Origin of the sequence: Janthinobacterium leeuwenhoeki (assembly GCF_051380795.1) — a bacterium.
Classification (GTDB): Bacteria; Pseudomonadota; Gammaproteobacteria; order Burkholderiales; family Burkholderiaceae_D; genus Janthinobacterium.
Window position 1 is genome coordinate 22423 of record NZ_JBNYXT010000030.1, and the last position, 19693, is coordinate 42115.

Consider the following 19693-nt stretch of genomic DNA (forward strand, 5'->3'; position numbering starts at 1 on the left):
TTGCCCGGTACGGTCAATGGAAATCGTTGTTTGTTGTGACTGGCAAGTTTTTTGCTTTCCTAATTCGTTTATACTTTGGGCATGAGTGTAACCCATGAAAAAACAATGCTGAAAGCTTTTGATCGAATTGACATGCAAGCGACGACCGAGCGCGCCGTCGCGCTGGCCCGCACCACCTTGCAGATCGAGTCCGACGCCATCGTAGCGCTACATGCGCGCCTGGCCACGGACGACAGCGTGGGCCGCGCCGTGGCGATGTTGCTGCAATGCAAAGGGCGTATCGTCGTCTCCGGCATCGGCAAATCCGGCCATATCGCGCGCAAGATTGCCGCCACCCTCGCTTCCACCGGCACGCCTGCCCTGTTCGTGCATCCGGCCGAAGCGGCTCATGGCGACCTGGGCATGGTCACCTCGGAAGATGCTTTTATTGCCATATCGTATTCGGGCGAATCGTCGGAACTGATGGCCATCATGCCCGTCGTCAAGCGCATGGGTGGCGTGCTCATTTGCATGACGGGTAAGCCTCAGTCCAGCCTGGCTCAACTGGCCGATGTGCACCTGGATATTTCTGTTGAGAAAGAAGCCTGTCCGCTGAACCTGGCGCCGACGGCCAGCACCACCGTCACCCTGGCCCTGGGCGATGCGATCGCCGTGGCCTTGCTGGACTTGCGCGGCTTCAAGGAAGAGGATTTCGCCCGCTCGCACCCGGGCGGCGCCCTGGGCCGCCGCCTGCTGACGCACGTACATGACGTCATGCGCAGCGGCGAACGCGTGCCCAAAGTACCCGTGGATGCTTCCCTGCTGCAGGCGCTGGAAGAAATGACGAAGAAGGGCATGGGCATGACGGCCGTCGTCGATGCGGATGACCGCCCCGTGGGCGTGTTTACGGATGGCGACTTGCGCCGCATGTTCGAGCGCGTGCAGGATTTCACGCAAGTGGCGATCCGCGACGTCATGCATGCGCAGCCGCGCAGCATCGCGCCTGAACGCCTGGCCGTGGATGCCGTGGCCGTGATGGAGCAGTTCCGCATCAACCAGATGCTGGTCGTCGATGCCGATGGCAAGCTGGTGGGCGCGCTGCATATCCATGATCTGACGCAAGCGAAGGTGATCTGATGGATAGCGTAGCGGACAACCTGGCGCGCGCGGCCAAGGTCAAACTGATGATCTTTGACGTCGATGGCGTGCTCACCGACGGCAGCCTGCATTTCGGCCCCGATGGCGAGATGATGAAAACGTTTAATGTGTATGATGGCCTGGGCATCAAGCTGCTGCAGGAATCGGGCGTGCAGACGGCCATCATCAGCGCGCGCCGCTCGGCCATCACGGCACGCCGCGCGCAAGACCTGGGCATTACCCATGTGCACCAGGGCGGCCATGACAAGCTGACGCCGTTTCGCGAACTGCTGGCGCTGACGGGCTTGACGGAAGAGCAATGCGGCTATATCGGCGACGACGTCATCGATGCGCCCATCCTGAAACGCGTCGGCTTTGCCGTCAGCGTGCCGGGCGGGCGTCCGGAAGTGCAGGGCCTGGCGCACCATGTGACGCAGGCCGGCGGCGGCCGCGGCGCGGTGCGCGAGATCTGCGAATTCCTGCTGCGCGCCCAGGACAACTATGCGCGCGTCATGGCGCCGTTCCTGGAGTGAGGCGCGCCGCCTCGCCAGTGACCATTGAAAGAGTGAAGCCCTATGCGTAAGCCAGGAGGCGCCCATCGCTGGCGCATGATTTTTACCGTGCTGGGCGCGGTCGTTGTCGCGCTGGGCAGCTTTTGGCTGCTCGAAGTGATGAACAAGAATAACCAGGACATCACGGCCAGCAAGCATCTGGATGAGCCCGACTATTTCATCACCAATTTCAGCCTGGTGCGCATGGACTTGACGGGTAAACCCAGCTATATCGTGTCGGGCACCAAGCTCACGCATTATCCGCTGGACGATTCGTCCGATATCGACCAGCCCTTCGTGCGCAAGCTCACGCCCGGCATGCCGCCGTTGAACATGAACGCGGAACTGGCGCATATCGACCAGGACAATACCCGGCTGCAACTGCACCGCAAGGTCGTGATCGACCGCGTGGCCAGTCCGAAGGCGCAGAACCTGACGGTCAAGACGGAAGCGCTGACGGTGTTTCCGGACGAGGAAAGAATGGAAACGGACGTGCCTGTCGATATCCTGACGGGCGCCTCGCGCATCAATGGCATCGGCATGAAAGCCAATAACGCCACCGGCGTGGTGGAAGTGCAGAATGCGCTGCGCATGGTCCTCCCGCCGAAACCGCGCCCGGCCGCGGCGGCAAAATGACAGAATGAAACAAGGAAACCATACTATGAAGAATATCTTGCTGATGACCGTATTTTCCCTGGCCATCATGGGCGTGGCGCATGCCGAGAAGGCCGATTCCGAGAAGGAAGCCGTCATCACGGCACGTAGCGGCCATGTCGATGACGTCAAGCAGGTGCGTACCCTGACGGGCGACGTGGTGCTGGTCAAGGGTACCCTGACCATGAAGGCGGGCCGGGCCCTGATCACGGAAGACCCGCAAGGCTACCAGTTCATTACCTTCTGGGCCGATCCCGGCAAGCTGGCCACCTTCCGCCAGAAGCGCGATGGCGCGGGCGACCTGTGGGTCGAAGGCGAAGCGGAGCGCGTGGAATACGATAACAAGACGGAAGTGGTGAAACTGTTTTCCAAAGCCAAGCTGACGCGCCTGGAAGGCACGAAAGTGACCGACGTGGCCAACGGCCAATTCATTTCGTATGACAGCCGCAAGGAAGTGTTTGCGATGGAAAACTCCGACAGCGGCGCCAGCACCCCGGATGGCGGCAGCGTGCGCATGGTGATCCAGCCGAAGACCAAGGCACCGGCGGCGGAGAAAGCGCCGGCCACGCCTGCGCCAGGAAAGAAATAATGGACAATACTCGTTGCGGCAGCACCCTGATCGTTCGCGGGCTGCAAAAAACCTATGGCAAGCGGCAAGTCGTGCATGATGTCTCGCTGCAAGTCGAATGCGGTGAAGTGGTGGGTTTGCTGGGGCCGAACGGCGCCGGCAAGACCACCTCGTTCTACATGATCGTCGGCCTGGTGCCGTCGGACGGCGGCAGCATCGATATCAGCGGCGTGGACATCTCCAGCCTGCCGATCCACCGCCGCGCGCAGATGGGCCTGTCCTACCTGCCGCAGGAAGCGTCCGTGTTCCGCAAGCTGACGGTGGAAGACAATATCCGCGCCGTGCTGGAAATCCAGACCGTCGAAGGCCGTCCCTTGAAGAAGGCCGAGATTGAAGAGCGCCTGGATAAACTGCTGGCCGACTTGCAGATTGAAAAGCTGCGCGAGAACCAGGCCCTGTCCCTGTCGGGCGGCGAGCGCCGCCGCGTGGAAATCGCCCGCGCGCTGGCTACCGACCCCCGTTTCGTGCTGCTCGACGAGCCGTTCGCCGGCGTCGATCCGATTGCCGTGATCGAGATCCAGCGCATCGTGCGTTTCTTGAAGGAGCGCAATATCGGCGTGCTGATCACCGATCATAATGTGCGCGAGACGCTGGGTATTTGCGACCGTGCCTACATCATCAACCAGGGCTCGGTGCTGGCGTCAGGACGCCCCGACGACATCATCGCGAACGAGTCGGTACGCCGGGTCTATCTGGGCGAACACTTCCGCATGTGAGCCAATGAAACAATCATTGCAGCTGCGCACTTCGCAGCACCTGGCACTGACGCCGCAGTTGCAGCAATCGATACGCCTGTTGCAATTGTCTACCCTGGAATTGCACCAGGAACTGGAGCAATTGCTGACGGACAATCCCTTGCTCGAGCGCCTGGACGATCCGCTCGACCGTTCGCTGCGCCTGCTGTCCGACGGGGCTTTGAGTTCCACGGCCGCGCCGGCAGAAGCACCGCCCCAGCCGCCTGGCCAGGAAGCGCCGGCGGCGCCGGCGGAAGCGGAAACCTTTGACGGCGAGGCCAGCGAGGGCCCGGCCGCTGCGGACGGCGGCGACAGCGACTGGAGCGAGGCGAGCCGGGGCAAGGCGCCCGATGACGAAGATTCGCGCCCGCAACTCGAAGCCCATCACTGCACCCTGCGCGAACACCTGATGGAGCAGATGCGCGTGACGGTGCTCGAATTGCGCGACCGCGCGCTGGTCGAGCTGATCATCGACGCGCTCGACGACAATGGCTACCTGGAAGAGTCGCTCGACGAGATCCTGGCGCGCCTGCCGGAAGAGCTGGAAATCGACGCCGACGAGATGCGCACGGCCTTGTCGCTGCTGCAAAGTTTTGATCCGCCGGGCGTGGGCGCGCGCAATGCCTCCGAATGCCTGGCCCTGCAAATCAAGCGTTTGCCGCATATCGCCATGGTGACGCGCCGCATGGCCCTCGTCATCGTGGAAAAGCACCTGGCCTGGTTTGCCCAGCGCGATTTCAACAAGCTGAAAAAAGCCCTCGATTGCGACGATGAAGACTTGCGCGAAGCGCAGACCGTGATTCGTCAGTGCAATCCGCATCCGGGCGCCGTGTTTGCCTCGGACGTGTCCGATTACGTGGTGCCCGACGTCGTCGTCAAGCGCGCGCGCAATGGCTGGCAAGTCACCCTGAACAACGACGTCATGCCGCGCCTGCGCGTCAACGCCATGTACGCCAACTTGTTGAAGCAGGGCAAGGGCGAGGGCGCCATGGGCGCACAGTTGCAGGAAGCCAAGTGGCTGATCAAGAATATGCGCCAGCGCTTCGACACGATCCTGCGCGTGGCGCAGGCGATAGTAGAAAGACAAAAGAACTTTTTCTCGCATGGCGCCGTTGCCATGCGCCCCCTTGTGCTCCGTGAAATAGCTGATACACTGGGTTTACACGAGAGCACTATCTCGCGGGTAACAACTCAAAAGTACATGCTGACCCCGCACGGCATGTTCGAGTTGAAATATTTCTTTGGTAGCCACGTCGCCACCGAAGCGGGGGGCGAAGCGTCATCGACGGCGATACGGGCATTGATCGTGCAACTGACAGGAGCAGAAGACCCTAAAAATCCTTTATCCGACAGTAAGATTGCGGACATGCTGGGGGAACAAGGCATGGTGATTGCGCGACGTACTGTTGCCAAATACCGGGAAGCGTTGAAAATTCCGCCAGTGAGCCTGCGTAAGTGTTTGTAAGTTTTTTTCGGTTCCTCTGCGGGCCGGATAGGATGGACCGCACGAACCCGATCATCTTTAGGAGTGTGTATGAATCTCACCATCAGCGGACATCATCTCGAAGTGACACCAGCCATCCGTGAATACGTACAAACGAAGCTGGAGCGCGTGAAACGTCATTTCGATCAAGTCATCGATATTGCCGTGATTCTGACCGTGGATAACCTCAAAGAGAAAGAAAAACGTCAAAAGGCCGAAGTCAACCTGCGCCTGAGTGGCAAAACTGTCTATGTGGAAAGCCTGGCGCAAGACCTGTATGCCGCAATCGATAGCCTGATCGACAAGCTCGATAGGCAAGTGATGAAATACAAAACCAAAGTGCAAGGGCACGGTAAAGAGGCGATCAAGCATCTGCCAGACAATTCGGAAGAAGAATTCGCCGCCGCCTAAGCGGCCTGCGACTTTCAACCGGTTGTGATCAACTAAGGGCGCACAGTGCGCCCTTTTTTGCGCCAGTAGCTGTTGAGCGCTATGTCTCCCTCACAGGCGCTAGAATGTGCCCGTTCTCACTTCTTTCCATTTTGCCATGAGCGACTTCGTCCACACCTCCATCCGCAACCACACGGGCCACATCGTGCTCGACCGCCCGAAAGCCTTGAATTCCCTGTCGCTGGAGATGGTGCGCACCCTGAGCGCGGCCCTGCTGGCCTGGCGCGACGATCCGCAGGTGGACGCTGTCATCATTCGCTCCAGCAGCGAAAAAGCCCTGTGCGCCGGCGGCGACATCCGTTTCTTTTACGATGCGGGCCTGGCTACGCCGCAAGGCGGCAGCGCCCAGCTGGAAGATTTCTTTACGGAAGAATATGCTTTAAATCATGTGATTCATTTCTATCCGAAACCGTATATTGCCGTGATGGATGGCGTGGTGATGGGCGGCGGCATGGGCGTGGCGCAAGCCGGGGCAGGCAACCGCCTGCGCATCGTCACGGGCCGCACGCGCATGGCCATGCCGGAAGTCAATATCGGTTTGTTTCCCGACGTGGGCGGCAGTTATTTTCTTTCCCGCCTGGCCGGTCAGCTGGGCCTGTACCTGGGCTTGACGGGCTTGACGATCAACGCGGCCGATGCCCTGTACACGGGCCTGGCCGATGTCTACCTGCCTGAGGCGCAGATGGGGGCGCTGCTGTCCCTGTTCGAGTCGACGCCGGGCGAGGCCTTGCCGGTGGCCATCAAGGCGCTGGCGGCGCCGTTCCAGGCCGAGGCGGGGGTATCTTCCCTGGCGATGGCGCGCGCAGCGCTGGACCGCCATTTCGGCGCCCCATCCGTGGCAGCCATCATGGCCTCGCTGGCGCAGGATGACAGTGCGTTCGCCGCCAAGGCGCTGGCGGCCATGCGCCTGCGTTCGCCGCTGATGATGTCGGTGACTCTGGAATTGCTGCAGCGCGGCGCCCGCCTGGGCGTGGCCGATTGCCTGCGCATGGAGCGCAGCGTGGTGCGCCACAATTTCGAACATGGCGAAGTGCTCGAGGGCGTGCGCGCGCTGGTGGTCGACAAGGACAATGCGCCGCGCTGGAACCCATCCAGCCTGGACGAGGTCGACGCGGCCATGGTGACGCGCTTCTTTTCCCCCGTCTGGCCGGACGCCGCGCATCCGCTGCGGCATCTGGATTAACTAGGAGCGCTCGCGATGGCGTAGCACGACCCTTTCGTTGGGGCCGAAGTATTGCGCCAGCCGCTCCGCCATGTACACGGAGCGGTGCTGGCCGCCCGTGCAACCCAGGGCCACCGTCAGGTAGCTGCGGTTGTCGGACTTGAATGACGGCAACCATTTCTCGATGAAGGCGCGGATGTCGGCCAGCAGTTCCAGCGCGCTCGGTTGCGCGTCGAGGAAGGCGATCACGGGCGCGTCGCGGCCGTCGAGGGGGCGCAATGCCAGATCGTAATAGGGATTGGGCAAGGCCCGCACGTCGAAGACGAAATCGGCGTCCAGCGGTACGCCCAGCTTGAAGGCGAACGATTCGAAGAACAAGGTCAGCGGGGCGCGTTCGGAGGCGACGATATCCTTGATCCAGGCGCGCAATTTGTTGGCGCTCAGTTCCGACGTGTCGATCACATGGCCCAGCTGTTCGATGGCCGACAGGCGTTCGCGCTCTTCCGAGATGCACTCGATCAGGGTGCGGCGGCTGGCCGGATTCTGGTTCGGACGCAATTCGTGTGACAGGGGGTGGCTGCGCCGCGTTTCCGAGAAGCGCGCCACCAGCGAATGCGTGGTGGCCGTCAAAAACATGACCTTGACGTCGTGCCCCTGGTCGCGCAGCAGGGCCACATTGTGCGGCAGGCTGGTCAGTGACTCGGCGCTGCGCGCATCGACGGCGACGGCCAGTTGCGGTGTACCTTCGTCGAGCAGGGTTTGCACCAGGCTGGGCAGCAAGGCCGGTGGCAGGTTGTCGACACAATAATAGCCGGTATCTTCCAGCACATTGAGCGCGACGGATTTACCGGAGCCGGATATTCCGGTGATAAGGACGATATGCATACGCCGATCATACAATAAAGATCGGCGCTGCGCTCCCGAGGCAACTATCTTTACAAATTATTGCAATTTAGACTGTGGTATTTCTTTGCTGCACACGTCAACAATGTTGTCGGATTACACGGGGCTTTGCCCCGCTAATCCGACCTACGCTTTTAATCGCCACTCATTGCCAATCTCTGCCGCTCCATGAACTCCTGCAAGGTGTCGATGCCGCGCAGCTGCAAAATCGTGTTGCGCACGGCCGCTTCCAGCAGTACGGCGATGTTGCGGCCGGCGGCGACGGGGATGACGACCTTGCGCACGGGCAAGCCCAGCACGTCTTCCGTGGGGAACAGGAAAGGCAGGCGCTCGACTTCTTCTTCCAGCGCGTTGCGGCGCACCAGGTGCACGATCAGTTTCAAGCGCATCTTGCGGCGCACGGCCGTTTCGCCAAAGATGGCCTTGATGTCGAGCAAGCCCAGGCCCCGCACTTCCAGCAGGTTTTGCAGCAGGGGCGGGCAGCGGCCTTCGATCATGTTCGGCGCGATGCGCGAGAATTCGACGGCGTCGTCGGCCACCAGACCGTGGCTGCGCGAGATCAGTTCCAGGCCCAGTTCGCTCTTGCCCAGGCCCGAATCGCCCGTGATCAGCACGCCCACGCCCAGCACGTCCATGAATACGCCATGCATGATGATGCGCTGCGCCAGCTTTTTCGACAGGTAGACGCGCAGGAAGTCGATCACTTGCGCGGCCGGCAGCGGGGTCGAGAACAGGGGGATGTTTTGCTCATCGCAGATGGCGAGGATGTCGGGCGGCGTTTCCAGCCCCTGCGCGATGATCAGCGCGGGCGGGCCGCCGGCGATCAGTTCGCCGATCACGTGGGTGCGGGTATTGACCTTCAGGCGCTGGTAGTAATTGATTTCCTGGTGACCAAAGACCTGGATGCGGCCCGGATGGATCAGGTTCAAGTGGCCCACCTGGTCGGCGGCCGACGAAACGTCGCCCGAGATCAGGCGCTCGCCGCCGGGGAAGCCGGCGAACCAGCCCAGTTGCAGACTTTCACGATTATCGTCGTACAGGCGTTGTATCGTCAGTGGCGTTTGCAACATGGCAGTCTTCTTCAGGAGTGGAGGAATACCTGAAGTTTAACCCGCCGCTTGCAGACTGGGTTGCCAATTGACGATGCGCGAATGCACGGATTTCGGTTCCGGATCCGTGGCCAGCGCCGTGCGGAAGGCATCGTCGGAAAACATTTCGGCGATTTCCGACAGGATTTCCAGATGTTGCTGGGTGACATGATCGGGAATCAGCAGGAAAAACAGCAAATTGACGGGCTTGCCATCGGGCGACTCGAACGGAATCGGTTCGGCCAGGCGCACGAAGGCGCCCAGCGGCGATTTCAAGGTTTTGCTGCCCTTGACTCTGCCATGCGGCACGGCCACGCCATGGCCCAGACCAGTCGAGCCCAGGCGTTCGCGGGCAAACAGATTGTCCGAGACGGTAGAGCGGGCGATGCCGTAATTGTTTTCGAAGATCAGGCCGGCTTGCTCGAAGGCGCGCTTTTTACTGGAGACTTCCAGGTCCAGCAGGACGTTTTCGAGAGATAGTATTTTGCTAAGATTAGTCATGACACTCAATGAAATGGTGCAATGCGCAGAGGGCTTGCGAGCCGAATTATAGGCCTGTTTCGGCGGCCTGTAACGCCAATTCTCAACAGTATACGCCCGCTGCGGGCGCAGTGGGCGCTACAGCCCGCATGGTCAACATTTTGGCAAAAAAATAACAACGGTGTGTATCGGCTATTTCCTGATTAAAAACACGCGGCGCGCCGGTTTTTACGCCGCCGAATGGCGATTTTCCGATTTTTCAGCGTCTTTGACATGCTCCACGGCACTACTGCAACGTTGTTTTAAAACACAGCCAACATTCCTGCTGGCATGGTTTTGTGGTGTTGCGCGGTGTTACCTGGCGTTACTGACGGGCGTTGCGCAGATTGCCCGGCATCGCTCCCGTGCTGAAGTTGCTGCGCCATGGATTGATATCGAGGCCGCCGCGGCGCGTATAGCGCGCATACACGGACAGCTTTTGCGGCTTGCATTGACGCAAGATATCGACAAAGATGCGCTCCACGCATTGCTCGTGGAATTCATTGTGTTCGCGGAAACCGATCAGGTAGCGCAACAGGCTTTCCTGGTCGATCTGCGGTCCCGCATACTCGATCTGCACGCTGCCCCAGTCGGGCTGGCCCGTCACCAGGCAATTCGATTTGAGCAAGTGCGAGACGAGTTTTTCTTCCACGGGCGCATCATCGAACGCCGCCTTCAAGAGCAGCGGCGAGGGCGTGTACTGCGTGATTTCCAGATCCAGACGGTCCAGCAGCACGCCGTTGAATTCGCCCATTTTCAGCTTGCCGAAATCTTCCTGCAAGGTCAGTTCCACTTGCACGGGCGCGCCGAAGCCAGTCGATAAATCCTGCTTGAGCAGGGCCAGCAGCGCATCCGGGCTGTCCAGTTTGGTCTGGTTGAACGAGTTCAGGTACAGCTTGAACGATTTCGACTCGATGATGTTCGGCGAATCGGCTGGCGCGCTGACCTTGGCAATGGCGACTTGCGGCTTGCCGCGCTGGTTCAGCCACGACAATTCATACGCATTCCAGATATCGAGGCCGAAGAAGGGCAAGGTGCCGTGCAGTTCCAGCTCGTCGCGCTTGCCCTGGCGCGGAATCGGAAACAGCAATTCCGGCGCGTAATCGGTGCGGTAGGCGGAGCTTTTGCCCAGGGGGGATTGTTCGGCGAGGTCGTTGGTGGTGGTCATGGTCGTGTGGCTTAGTTCGGTCAAGGACGCATGGTAGCCTATTTCAACCCAACGGCGACGACTGGGGTCGTACCCTGCAGGGTACGACCCCAGTATTTGCAGTTGGGCTTATTACCCCAGGAACAGTTTGTAGACGGGATTACTGCTCTCATCCCAATAACGGTAGCCCAAGGTATCGAGAAAGCGGGCGAATTCTCCCATCTCGTCGGGTGGCACTTGCAGGCCGATCAGGATGCGGCCCACGTCGCCGCCCTGGCTGCGGTAATGGCAGAGGGAAATATTCCAGTTCGGCGCCATGCTGTCGAGGAAGCGCATCAGCGCACCGGGGCGCTCGGGGAATTCGAAGCGGTACAGCAGCTCGTCCTGCGCCAGCCGGCTCTTGCCTCCGACCAAGTGGCGGATATGCGACTTGGCCAGCTCGTCGTGGGTCAGGTCGAGCGTCTTGAATTCGTGTTCCTCGAAGGTCTTCGCCAGTACGCTCGACTCATGCCGGTCGGCAATCTGGATGCCGACGAACACGTGCGCGGCTTTTTCATCGCTGATGCGGTAGTTAAATTCCGTCACGTTGCGCGCGCCGATGAGCGAGCAGAAGCGCTTGAAGCTGCCCCGCTGTTCACGCATGGTGACGGCAAACACGGCTTCGCGGAATTCGCCCAGTTCGGCCCGTTCCGCGACGAAGCGCAAACGGTCGAAATTCATGTTGGCGCCGCAGGCGATGGTGACCAGCGTCTGGTTGACGATGGGGTGCTTGCTCAGGCTGGCACGCTCCACATAGGCTTTGGCGCCGGCGATGGCCAGCGCGCCGGCCGGTTCCAGGATGGAGCGCGTATCCGTGAACACATCCTTGATGGCGGCGCAGATGGCGTCCGTGTCGACGATGATGACTTCATCGACATATTGCTGCGCCAAACGGAAGGTTTCCTCGCCCACCAGGCGTACGGCCGTGCCGTCCGAAAACAGGCCCACGTCCGGCAGGGTGACCCTTTCGCCCGCTTTCAGCGAGCGCGCCATGGCATCCGAATCGACCGTTTGCACGCCGATGATCTTGATGTCGGGGCGAATCTGTTTGACGTAGGCCGCCACGCCAGCGATCAGGCCGCCGCCGCCGATGGCGACGAAGATGGCGTGGATGGGGCCGGCATGCTGGCGCAGGATTTCCATGCCTATCGTGCCCTGGCCGGCGATCACGTCCGGGTCGTCGAACGGGTGCACAAAGGTCAGCTTCTGTTCTTTTTCCAGGGTCAGCGCGTGGTTGTAAGCATCCGTGTAGGACTCGCCGTGCAGCACGATCTCCACATGCACGCCGCCGCGGGCCTTGACGGCGTCGATCTTGACGGGGGGCGTGGTGGTCGGCATGACAATGACGGCGCGGCAGCCCATGCGGGCGGCCGACAGGGCCACGCCCTGGGCATGGTTGCCAGCCGAGGCGCAAATGACGCCGCGCTTGCGTTCCGCATCGCTGAGCTGAGCCATCTTGTTGTAGGCGCCGCGAATCTTGAAGCTGAACACGCTTTGCATGTCTTCGCGCTTGAAGTAAATCTGGTTGTTCAGGCGCTGCGACAGGGCAGGGGCCAGTTCCAGTGGCGTTTCGGTAGCGACGTCATAGACGCGGGCGGTCAGGATTTTCTTGAGGTAGTCGATGTTCATAGTCTGCAAGCAAGTGATTCTGGGCCAGAAAGGGTCTGGAACGTGTCGGGCGATAGCGGCGGCGCCGCGGCGGATAGCCTGGCGACAATCATGCTCTGTGGAACTGCGGGCGGGTCTGCCTTTGCCGGCCGTCGCCGATTGTGCGGCGCGCAAGCTGCTCTTCATTATAATGGAGAGCCTTACTGCATCGCGAAGTGTTCCATGATCGAATCCGCAATCGCCTGGCTGCTTCAGCTGATCGCAGCACCGGAAGTCGGGCTGACATCGATCTTTCTGATCAGCTTTATTTCCGCCACCCTGTTGCCGCTCGGCTCGGAGCCGGCCGTGTTTGCCGTCATCAAGGCCAATCCGGCGCTGTTCTGGGCTGCCATCGGCGTCGCCACCCTGGGCAATACCCTGGGCGGTGTCGTCGACTACTGGCTCGGCTACCGGGCCAAGCAGGCGTTCGCCAAGGAGCGCGATACGCGCTGGTTCCGCTGGCTGGCCCGCTATGGCGCCAAGACCATGCTGCTGGCGTGGCTGCCCATCGTGGGCGACCCTCTGTGCACCCTGGCGGGCTGGCTCAAGCTGCCGTTCTGGCCCAGCGTGGCCTACATGGCCGTCGGCAAGTGCGCGCGCTACCTGACGATGACGGGCTTGCTGTTGTACGTGCCCGATGGCGTATGGCACAGGATTGGACAAATGCTGGCGTGAATGGGGCTGCCTGCAACGCCAATTTGCCCCATTTTTGGGCAGTTCGATAGTTTGTGACTGAGTCCTATTCTTGGCATTTTTGCGTTGAAAAACCTCCAAAGCTGGTTTTTTATTCATGCAAAATAGGGCTTTTCCGTATTTGCTATGGCGTTGGATGCGGTGCTTAAACCTTAGGCGGCCTAAGGCTGTTCCGGCATGGTGCGGCGCAATAAGATAAAATGGGCCTTTAGGGTCCAGTCCACATCGTCACCACACTCCATGAACGCTCCCGCACAACTCCAAGCTTTACTGGCAGAAACGCCGAATGGTCCCGCAGCAAGCCGCCTGCGCGAAATCCCGTATAACTACACGTCGTTTTCCGATCGCGAGATCGTCATACGCCTGTTGGGGGAGGACTCCTGGCGCCTGCTCGACGAGCTGCGCGGCGCCCGTCAGACGGGCCGTTCGGCCCGCATGCTGTACGAGGTACTGGGCGACATCTGGGTCGTGCGCCGCAATCCCTACCTGCAGGATGACTTGCTCGACAACCCGAAGCGCCGCCAGGGCTTGATCGATGCCTTGCATCACCGCCTGGCCGAAGTCGACAAGCGCCGCCTGTCCATCGATGCGGCCGGCGGCGACGCGCTTGCTGCCGGTGAAGCGCCGGAAGTGGCGCAGGCGCGCAGCAAGAATGTGGAACTGCTGCTGAAAGCAGCCAGCAAGGCCGTGGCCGATTTCGGCGACGAATTCCGCAAGACCTATGACTTGCGCAAGCGCACGGTCAAGGTGCTGGGCCGCTACACGGAAAAGCACAATGTGCGTTTCGACGGCATGACGCGCGTGTCGCACGTGACCGACGCCACCGACTGGCGCGTGGAATACCCGTTCGTCGTGCTGACGCCCGACACGGAAGAGGAAATGGCCGGCCTGGTGAAGGGCTGTATCGAGCTGGGACTGACCATCATCCCGCGTGGCGGCGGCACCGGCTACACGGGCGGCGCGATTCCCCTGACGCCGATGTCGGCCGTCATCAACACGGAAAAACTCATTACTCTGGGTGCCGTGGAAATGACGGTCTTGCCTGGATTGAGCCACGAATACGCGACGATCAATTCGGGCGCGGGCGTGATCACGAACAAGGTATCGGAAGCGGCCGAAAAGGCCGGCTTCGTCTTCGCCGTCGACCCGACCTCGGCGCACGCTTCTTGCATCGGCGGCAACGTTGCCATGAATGCGGGCGGCAAGAAAGCCGTGCTGTGGGGCACGGCGCTGGACAACCTGGCATCGTGGCGCATGGTCGACCCGAATGGTGACTGGCTCGATGTCACCCGCCTGGACCATAACCTGGGCAAGATTCACGATATCGCCCTGGCACGTTTCCAGCTGGAATGGCGTCACCCCAGCACGCGCGACGCGACCAAGCCGAACGCACCGTTCAAGACGGAAATCCTGGAAATTCCCGGCCGCAAGTTCCGCAAGGAGGGCCTGGGCAAGGACGTGACGGACAAATTCCTCGCCGGCTTGCCGGGCATCCAGAAAGAAGGCTGCGATGGCCTGATCACGTCGGCGCGCTGGATTTTGCACAAGATGCCGAAGTTTGCCCGCACCGTCTGCCTGGAATTCTTTGGCCAGGCGCGCGACGCGATTCCGTCGATCGTGGAAATCAAGGATTACCTCGATGGTTTGCCGGCCAAGGGCGAGCAATACACGACCATCCGCCTGGCGGGCCTCGAGCATTTGGACGAGCGCTACCTGCGCGCCGTCGGCTACGCCACCAAGTCGAAAAGGGGCGTGCTGCCGAAGATGGCCCTGTTTGGCGACATCGTCGGCGACGATGAAAATGCCGTCGCGCAAGCGGCGTCGGAAGTAGTGCGTATCGCTAACACCCGCGTGGGTGAAGGCTTTGTTGCCGTCAGCGCGGAAGCGCGCAAGAAATTCTGGCTCGACCGTGCCCGCACGGCGGCGATCGCCAAGCACACCAATGCGTTCAAGATCAATGAAGACGTGGTGATCCCGCTCAATCGCATGGGCGAATACACGGATGGCATCGAACGCATCAATATCGAGCTGTCGATCAAGAATAAACTGCAACTGGCCGAGGCCCTGAGCGAATTCTTCGCCAAGGGTAATTTGCCAGTAGGCAAGAGCGACGATGCTTCCGACGACCGCGTCGACGATGCGGAAATGCTGGGCGATCGCGCCGAGCAGGCGCAGCTGCTGCTGGCGCAAGTCACGGCACGCTGGACGTATTTGCTGGCTCAGCTGGACCGTCCGCTGGCCGACGTGAAGGGCGAATTGGCCGAACTGGGCATGCAACGCTTGCTGCCCGTGTTCGATGCGCGCCTGGCAACACAGCCGACCGCCACCCTGTTTGACGTGGTGCAGGACCGCACTGTGCGCATTACCTGGAAGCAGGAAATTCGCGCCCAGCTGCGCCAGATCTTCAACGGCGCGGCCTTCAAGCTGATCCTAGACGAGGCCACGGCGATTCACGCGCGCATCTTGCGTAGCCGCGTGTTTGTCGCGCTGCACATGCATGCGGGCGATGGCAACGTGCATACGAACTTGCCCGTCAACTCGGACAATTACGAAATGCTGCAGGACGCCCACCAAGCCGTGGGCCGCATCATGATTTTGGCCCGTTCGCTGAATGGCGTCATTTCCGGCGAGCATGGTATCGGCATCACCAAGCTGGAATTCCTGACGGAAGAAGAAATCGGCGAATTCCGCAGCTACAAGCAGCGCATCGATCCGGAAGGCCGTTTCAACAAGGGCAAATTGCTGAACCTGCCAGGCATGGGCGCCGACTTGCGCAATGCCTACACGCCATCGTTCGGCCTGATGGGCCATGAGTCCTTGATCATGCAGCAAAGCGATATCGGCGCCATCGCCGACAGCGTCAAGGATTGCTTGCGTTGCGGCAAGTGCAAGCCCGTCTGCTCGACCCACGTGCCGCGCGCCAACTTGCTGTATTCGCCACGCGACAAGATTTTGGCGACCTCGTCCCTGATCGAAGCCTTCCTGTACGAAGAGCAGACGCGGCGCGGTATTTCCATCAAGCATTGGGAAGAGTTCGAAGACGTGGCCGACCACTGCACGGTATGCCATAAATGCGTCACGCCTTGTCCCGTGAATATCGACTTCGGTGACGTGTCGATGAACATGCGCAATTTGCTGCGCAAGATGGACAAGAAAAGCTTCAATCCGGGCACCAAGGCGACAATGCTGTTCCTCAACGCCACCGATCCCGTGACCATCAATGCCACGCGCAAGGTCATGATCGGCTGGGGTTACAAGGCGCAGCGCCTGGGCCACGATTTGCTGAAGAAATTTGCCAAGAAGCAAACCAAGGCGCCGCCGCCATCGACGGGCAAGCCGCCCGTCAAGGCGCAGGTGATTCATTTCATTAACAAAAAGATGCCGGGCAACCTGCCGAAGAAAACGGCGCGCGCGCTGCTCGACATCGAAGACGATAAAGTCATCCCGATCATCCGCAATCCGAAGACGACCACGGCCGATACGGAAGCCGTGTTCTACTTCCCAGGTTGTGGTTCGGAACGTTTGTTCTCGCAAGTGGGCCTGGCCACGCAAGCGATGCTGTGGGAAGTGGGCGTGCAGACGGTCTTGCCGCCGGGCTACCTGTGCTGCGGTTATCCGCAGCGGGGCGCGGGCGAGTTCGACAAGGCCGAGAAGATGATGACGGACAACCGCGTCCTGTTCCACCGCATGGCCAACACGCTCAATTACCTGGACATCAAGACGGTGCTCGTCTCGTGCGGCACTTGCTATGACCAACTGGCAACGTATCAGTTTGAAAAGATTTTCCCAGGCTGCCGCATCATGGATATCCATGAGTATTTGCTGGAGAAAAACGTCAAGCTGGAAGGCGTCAATGGCACGCGCTATATGTACCACGAGCCATGCCATAATCCGATGAAGTTGCAAGAGTCGGGCAAGACCATCAATTCCCTGATCAGCACGGTGGATAACGTGAAGATCGAGAAGAATGACCGTTGCTGTGGCGAATCCGGTTCGCTGGCTGTCACGCGTCCCGACATTTCCACGCAAGTGCGTTTCCGCAAGGAAGAAGAGATGGTCAAGGGCGCCGACAAGCTGCGCGGCGATGGTTTCACGGGCGACGTGAAGATACTCACCAGCTGCCCGTCGTGCCTGCAAGGACTCTCGCGCTACAATGATGATTCGGGCACCACGGCCGACTACATCGTCGTCGAGATCGCCAAACACTTGCTGGGAGAGAACTGGATGCCGGATTACGTGAAACGCGCCAATGACGGCGGCATCGAACGGGTGCTGGTGTGATGTCCACGAGTTGCGATCTGTGCAACTTGCTCGATGGCTTTGCCAACAAGCAGGGCTGTGAAGCCTTGCTGTGGCGCAGCGAGCGCTTGTCCGTCGTGGCCGTTGATGATCCAAGCTACCCCGGCTTTTGCCGCGTGATCTGGAACAAACACGTGAAGGAAATGACGGATTTGACGCCCGGCGAGCGCAATTACGTCATGGAAGTCGTGTGGCAAGTCGAGCTGGCCGTGCGTGAAGTGATGCAGCCGGAAAAGGTCAACGTGGCCAGTTTCGGCAACATGACGCCGCACGTGCACTGGCACGTGATTCCCCGCTACCGCGACGATGCGCATTTCCCCAATCCCAGCTGGGCGGTGATCCAGCGCGAGACGGCGCCCGCCGTGCTGGCCGCGCGCCGCGCCCTGCTGCCGGCCTTGCGCGCCGCCATCATTCAACGTTTATCCGCATAAAGTATTGTCATGACTGAAAAAGTAGCAACGCCCCAACCCACCGGCTTGACCGTGCACAACCAGTCGCGCGTGCTCGACGTGGCTTTCGACGATGGCAGCACATTTGCGCTGCCGTTCGAGTATCTGCGCGTGTACTCGCCGTCGGCCGAAGTGCAGGGCCATGGCAAGGGCCAGGAAACCTTGCAATTAGGCAAGCGCCTGGTCGGCATCACGGGCCTGGAACCGGTCGGCAACTATGCCGTGCAGCCCACTTTCAGCGATGGCCACAATTCCGGCCTGTACACCTGGGCCTATCTGTACAAGCTGGGCGCACAGCAAGCGAGCCTGTGGCAGGATTACCTGGACCGCCTGGCGGCCGCCGGCTATCCGGGCGACAGCGGCCGCGACGCCAAGGCCGACATGACGGTCAAGCAATCTTCCGGCCACGTCCACGGTTCGAGCTGCGGGCATAAACACTAAGGTGAAAAAATAATGCGGTAAGCTTGTCGGATTGCCGCCGCCCCGTTCGTCGTATGAATGCCCGCGCTTGCGGGCATTTTTCTTTTGGAGAAGAGACTATGGAATACATGATCCTGATCTACGCCGACGAGGCGCGTTATGAAACGATGGAAGAGGGCCAGATGGCCAGCCTGATGGCCGACTTTGCCAGCTATACGCAAGCCCTGGAGGCGGCCGGCGTGCTGCGCGGCGGCGCGGAGCTGGCGCCCGTGCGCAGCGCCACCAGCGTGCGTGTACAAAACGGCAAGCCTGTCATCACGGATGGGCCGTTTGCGGAAAGCAAGGAGCAACTGGGCGGCTACTATCTGCTAGCTTGCGCCAACCTGGACGAGGCGCTGGCCTGGGCCGGGCGTTGCCCGGCAGCGTCCCTGGGCACCATCGAAGTGCGGCCCGTCACGGCTTGAGCATGGCGGGCGACGCCCTGTTGGCCGTCGAGCACGTCTTTCGCCAGGAGCGGGGCAGGGTGCTGGCCGGCCTGATGCGGCGTTTCGGCGACCTGGGCCTGGCGGAAGATGTGTTGCAGGAAGCGTGCCGCAAGGCGCTGGAACTGTGGCCGCGCACGGGTATTCCCGATAATCCTGCCGCCTGGCTCAGTTCGGTGGCGCGCCATGCTGGCCTCGATCACGTGCGCCGCGCGGGCAAGAGCGTCGTTGATGCCGAGGCCATGCTGTCGCGCCTGCCGGCGGCCGAGGTTGATGAAACGCACGCTATCGAGGACGACCGCCTGCGCCTGCTGTTCATCTGCTGCCATCCCGCGCTGGCGCCCGAGGCGCAGGTGGCGCTGGCCTTGCGCACCCTGTGTGGCTTGTCCACGGCCGAGATCGCGCGCGCCTTCGGCCTGGCGGAAGCGGCCCTGTCGCAGCGGCTATTGCGCGCCAAGCGCAAGATCGCCGAAGCGCGCATCCCTTTCGAGTTGCCTCCGGCGCAAGAATTGCCGCAACGGCTGGCGCAAGTGTTGCACGTGATTTACCTGGTCTTCAGCGAAGGCTATTGCGCCAGCGGCGGCGACACCCTGCTGCGCGCGGACTTGTGCGCGGAAGCGCTGCGCCTGGGGCGGCTGCTCGACAGCCTGCAAGCGGGCCAGCCGGAAGTGCAGGGTTTATTGGCACTGATGCTGCTGCAGGCGTCGCGCGGCCCGGCCCGCCTCGCGCCCGACGGATATTTGCTGACCCTGGAAGAGCAGGACCGGCGCCTGTGGCTGGGGGACTTGATTGCCGAGGGACTGGCCGTGCTGGAGCAGGCCTTGCCGGCGCGCGCGCCGGGACCATACCAGCTGCAGGCGGCGATTGCCGCCTTGCATGCCAAAGCTTCCACGGCCAGCCAGACGGACTGGCGCCAGATCAGCGCCCTGTACGGCGCCTTGCTGCGGCACAAGCCGGAACCCTTGATTTTGCTCAATGCCGTGATCGCCTGCGCCATGGCGCACGGCGCCGCACACGGCCTGGCGTGGCTGGCGCGCCTGGAAGCCGTGCCCAGCCTTGCCAGCTCGCATTATCTGCACGCGGCCCGGGCCGACTTGCTGCGCCGCCAGGGCGACCGGCCGGGGGCGCTGGCGGCGTATGCCCGGGCGGCAATGCTGGCTTCGAATGCAGTGGAAAGGCAATACCTTCTCCGGCGTCACGGGGAAATGCGCCTGCCGCTTGTATAATGC

19 protein-coding genes are annotated in these 19693 nt (G+C 61.1%); 14 read left to right on the top strand and 5 right to left on the bottom strand.

From position 1 onward, the window contains the following. Positions 1-81 precede the first annotated feature (81 nt). The 8 genes from ACQ4WS_RS19835 to ACQ4WS_RS19870 all read left to right on the top strand — a co-directional run bounded on the left by ACQ4WS_RS19835 (position 82) and on the right by ACQ4WS_RS19870 (position 6799). Positions 82-1116, top strand: coding sequence for a KpsF/GutQ family sugar-phosphate isomerase (locus ACQ4WS_RS19835; RefSeq protein WP_436478775.1), 1035 nt, complete (start codon positions 82-84; stop codon positions 1114-1116). After that, a complete protein-coding gene (locus ACQ4WS_RS19840; RefSeq protein ID WP_034778379.1) occupies positions 1116-1649 on the top strand; it encodes a KdsC family phosphatase in 534 nt (177 codons plus the stop codon). Before ACQ4WS_RS19835 ends, ACQ4WS_RS19840 begins: the two co-directional genes overlap by 1 nt. Before the next feature lie 42 nt (positions 1650-1691). Further along, the gene (gene lptC / locus ACQ4WS_RS19845; RefSeq protein ID WP_436478776.1) at positions 1692-2303 is read left to right on the top strand and encodes an LPS export ABC transporter periplasmic protein LptC; all 612 of its coding nucleotides are present in this window, start codon (positions 1692-1694) and stop codon (positions 2301-2303) included. Positions 2304-2328: 25 nt separating this feature from the next. Beyond that, complete coding sequence (gene lptA, locus ACQ4WS_RS19850) at positions 2329-2910, top strand: lipopolysaccharide transport periplasmic protein LptA (RefSeq protein ID WP_436478777.1); 582 nt, start codon at positions 2329-2331, stop codon at positions 2908-2910. Beyond that, on the top strand, positions 2910-3665 hold the full coding sequence (gene lptB, locus ACQ4WS_RS19855; RefSeq protein WP_034753325.1) for an LPS export ABC transporter ATP-binding protein: 756 nt from the start codon (positions 2910-2912) through the stop codon (positions 3663-3665). The genes lptA and lptB overlap by 1 nt, the downstream gene beginning before the upstream one ends. Positions 3666-3669: 4 nt before the next feature. Continuing rightward, a complete protein-coding gene (locus tag ACQ4WS_RS19860) occupies positions 3670-5148 on the top strand; it encodes an RNA polymerase factor sigma-54 (protein WP_436478778.1) in 1479 nt (492 codons plus the stop codon). A gap of 69 nt (positions 5149-5217) precedes the next feature. Further along, positions 5218-5577 carry a ribosome hibernation-promoting factor, HPF/YfiA family gene (hpf, locus tag ACQ4WS_RS19865; RefSeq protein ID WP_436478779.1) on the top strand — a complete coding sequence of 120 codons (360 nt, stop codon included), beginning with the start codon at positions 5218-5220 and terminating at the stop codon, positions 5575-5577. A gap of 136 nt (positions 5578-5713) precedes the next feature. Continuing rightward, a complete protein-coding gene (locus ACQ4WS_RS19870; protein WP_436478780.1) occupies positions 5714-6799 on the top strand; it encodes an enoyl-CoA hydratase/isomerase family protein in 1086 nt (361 codons plus the stop codon). On the opposite strand, the gene rapZ is transcribed toward ACQ4WS_RS19870, so the two are convergent. The 5 genes from rapZ to ilvA all read right to left on the bottom strand — a co-directional run bounded on the left by rapZ (position 6800) and on the right by ilvA (position 12103). Next, a complete protein-coding gene (gene rapZ / locus ACQ4WS_RS19875) occupies positions 6800-7663 on the bottom strand; it encodes an RNase adapter RapZ (RefSeq protein ID WP_035824128.1) in 864 nt (287 codons plus the stop codon). A gap of 152 nt (positions 7664-7815) precedes the next feature. Continuing rightward, positions 7816-8751: an HPr(Ser) kinase/phosphatase gene (hprK, locus tag ACQ4WS_RS19880; protein ID WP_034753337.1), complete on the bottom strand. Its 936-nt coding sequence runs from the start codon at positions 8749-8751 to the stop codon at positions 7816-7818. A 36-nt stretch (positions 8752-8787) separates the two neighbouring features. Continuing rightward, a complete protein-coding gene (locus ACQ4WS_RS19885) occupies positions 8788-9270 on the bottom strand; it encodes a PTS sugar transporter subunit IIA (RefSeq protein WP_034753339.1) in 483 nt (160 codons plus the stop codon). Between the two features lie 343 nt (positions 9271-9613). After that, positions 9614-10456 (bottom strand): NADPH-dependent 7-cyano-7-deazaguanine reductase QueF, encoded by an 843-nt coding sequence (queF, locus tag ACQ4WS_RS19890; protein ID WP_436478808.1) that lies wholly within the window; start codon positions 10454-10456, stop codon positions 9614-9616. A gap of 111 nt (positions 10457-10567) precedes the next feature. Continuing rightward, on the bottom strand, positions 10568-12103 hold the full coding sequence (ilvA, locus tag ACQ4WS_RS19895) for a threonine ammonia-lyase, biosynthetic (protein ID WP_436478781.1): 1536 nt from the start codon (positions 12101-12103) through the stop codon (positions 10568-10570). A 201-nt stretch (positions 12104-12304) separates the two neighbouring features. On the opposite strand from ilvA, the gene ACQ4WS_RS19900 reads away from it, so the two are divergent. From ACQ4WS_RS19900 to ACQ4WS_RS19925, 6 genes are all read left to right on the top strand, one after another. After that, the gene (locus ACQ4WS_RS19900) at positions 12305-12796 is read left to right on the top strand and encodes a YqaA family protein (protein ID WP_436478782.1); all 492 of its coding nucleotides are present in this window, start codon (positions 12305-12307) and stop codon (positions 12794-12796) included. Positions 12797-13054: 258 nt separating this feature from the next. Continuing rightward, positions 13055-17095 (top strand): DUF3683 domain-containing protein, encoded by a 4041-nt coding sequence (locus tag ACQ4WS_RS19905; protein WP_436478783.1) that lies wholly within the window; start codon positions 13055-13057, stop codon positions 17093-17095. After that, positions 17095-17544, top strand: coding sequence for an HIT family protein (locus ACQ4WS_RS19910; RefSeq protein ID WP_436478784.1), 450 nt, complete (start codon positions 17095-17097; stop codon positions 17542-17544). Before ACQ4WS_RS19905 ends, ACQ4WS_RS19910 begins: the two co-directional genes overlap by 1 nt. A 9-nt stretch (positions 17545-17553) precedes the next feature. Continuing rightward, on the top strand, positions 17554-18003 hold the full coding sequence (locus tag ACQ4WS_RS19915; protein WP_436478785.1) for a gamma-butyrobetaine hydroxylase family protein: 450 nt from the start codon (positions 17554-17556) through the stop codon (positions 18001-18003). 98 nt (positions 18004-18101) lie between these two features. After that, complete coding sequence (locus ACQ4WS_RS19920; RefSeq protein ID WP_436478786.1) at positions 18102-18446, top strand: YciI family protein; 345 nt, start codon at positions 18102-18104, stop codon at positions 18444-18446. 2 nt (positions 18447-18448) lie between these two features. Then, positions 18449-19690, top strand: coding sequence for an RNA polymerase sigma factor (locus ACQ4WS_RS19925; protein WP_436478787.1), 1242 nt, complete (start codon positions 18449-18451; stop codon positions 19688-19690). Positions 19691-19693 lie beyond the last annotated feature (3 nt).

What these genes read in the sequence shown, in the direction of transcription:
- ACQ4WS_RS19835 (WP_436478775.1), top strand. Translation starts at nt 82, where the DNA reads ATGAGTGTAACCCATGAAAAAACAATGCTGAAAGCTTTTGATCGAATT.
- ACQ4WS_RS19840 (WP_034778379.1), top strand. Translation starts at nt 1,116, where the DNA reads ATGGATAGCGTAGCGGACAACCTGGCGCGCGCGGCCAAGGTCAAACTG.
- lptC (WP_436478776.1), top strand. Translation starts at nt 1,692, where the DNA reads ATGCGTAAGCCAGGAGGCGCCCATCGCTGGCGCATGATTTTTACCGTG.
- lptA (WP_436478777.1), top strand. Translation starts at nt 2,329, where the DNA reads ATGAAGAATATCTTGCTGATGACCGTATTTTCCCTGGCCATCATGGGC.
- lptB (WP_034753325.1), top strand. Translation starts at nt 2,910, where the DNA reads ATGGACAATACTCGTTGCGGCAGCACCCTGATCGTTCGCGGGCTGCAA.
- ACQ4WS_RS19860 (WP_436478778.1), top strand. Translation starts at nt 3,670, where the DNA reads ATGAAACAATCATTGCAGCTGCGCACTTCGCAGCACCTGGCACTGACG.
- hpf (WP_436478779.1), top strand. Translation starts at nt 5,218, where the DNA reads ATGAATCTCACCATCAGCGGACATCATCTCGAAGTGACACCAGCCATC.
- ACQ4WS_RS19870 (WP_436478780.1), top strand. Translation starts at nt 5,714, where the DNA reads ATGAGCGACTTCGTCCACACCTCCATCCGCAACCACACGGGCCACATC.
- rapZ (WP_035824128.1), bottom strand. Translation starts at nt 7,663, where the DNA reads ATGCATATCGTCCTTATCACCGGAATATCCGGCTCCGGTAAATCCGTC.
- hprK (WP_034753337.1), bottom strand. Translation starts at nt 8,751, where the DNA reads ATGTTGCAAACGCCACTGACGATACAACGCCTGTACGACGATAATCGT.
- ACQ4WS_RS19885 (WP_034753339.1), bottom strand. Translation starts at nt 9,270, where the DNA reads ATGACTAATCTTAGCAAAATACTATCTCTCGAAAACGTCCTGCTGGAC.
- queF (WP_436478808.1), bottom strand. Translation starts at nt 10,456, where the DNA reads ATGACCACCACCAACGACCTCGCCGAACAATCCCCCCTGGGCAAAAGC.
- ilvA (WP_436478781.1), bottom strand. Translation starts at nt 12,103, where the DNA reads ATGAACATCGACTACCTCAAGAAAATCCTGACCGCCCGCGTCTATGAC.
- ACQ4WS_RS19900 (WP_436478782.1), top strand. Translation starts at nt 12,305, where the DNA reads ATGATCGAATCCGCAATCGCCTGGCTGCTTCAGCTGATCGCAGCACCG.
- ACQ4WS_RS19905 (WP_436478783.1), top strand. Translation starts at nt 13,055, where the DNA reads ATGAACGCTCCCGCACAACTCCAAGCTTTACTGGCAGAAACGCCGAAT.
- ACQ4WS_RS19910 (WP_436478784.1), top strand. Translation starts at nt 17,095, where the DNA reads ATGTCCACGAGTTGCGATCTGTGCAACTTGCTCGATGGCTTTGCCAAC.
- ACQ4WS_RS19915 (WP_436478785.1), top strand. Translation starts at nt 17,554, where the DNA reads ATGACTGAAAAAGTAGCAACGCCCCAACCCACCGGCTTGACCGTGCAC.
- ACQ4WS_RS19920 (WP_436478786.1), top strand. Translation starts at nt 18,102, where the DNA reads ATGGAATACATGATCCTGATCTACGCCGACGAGGCGCGTTATGAAACG.
- ACQ4WS_RS19925 (WP_436478787.1), top strand. Translation starts at nt 18,449, where the DNA reads ATGGCGGGCGACGCCCTGTTGGCCGTCGAGCACGTCTTTCGCCAGGAG.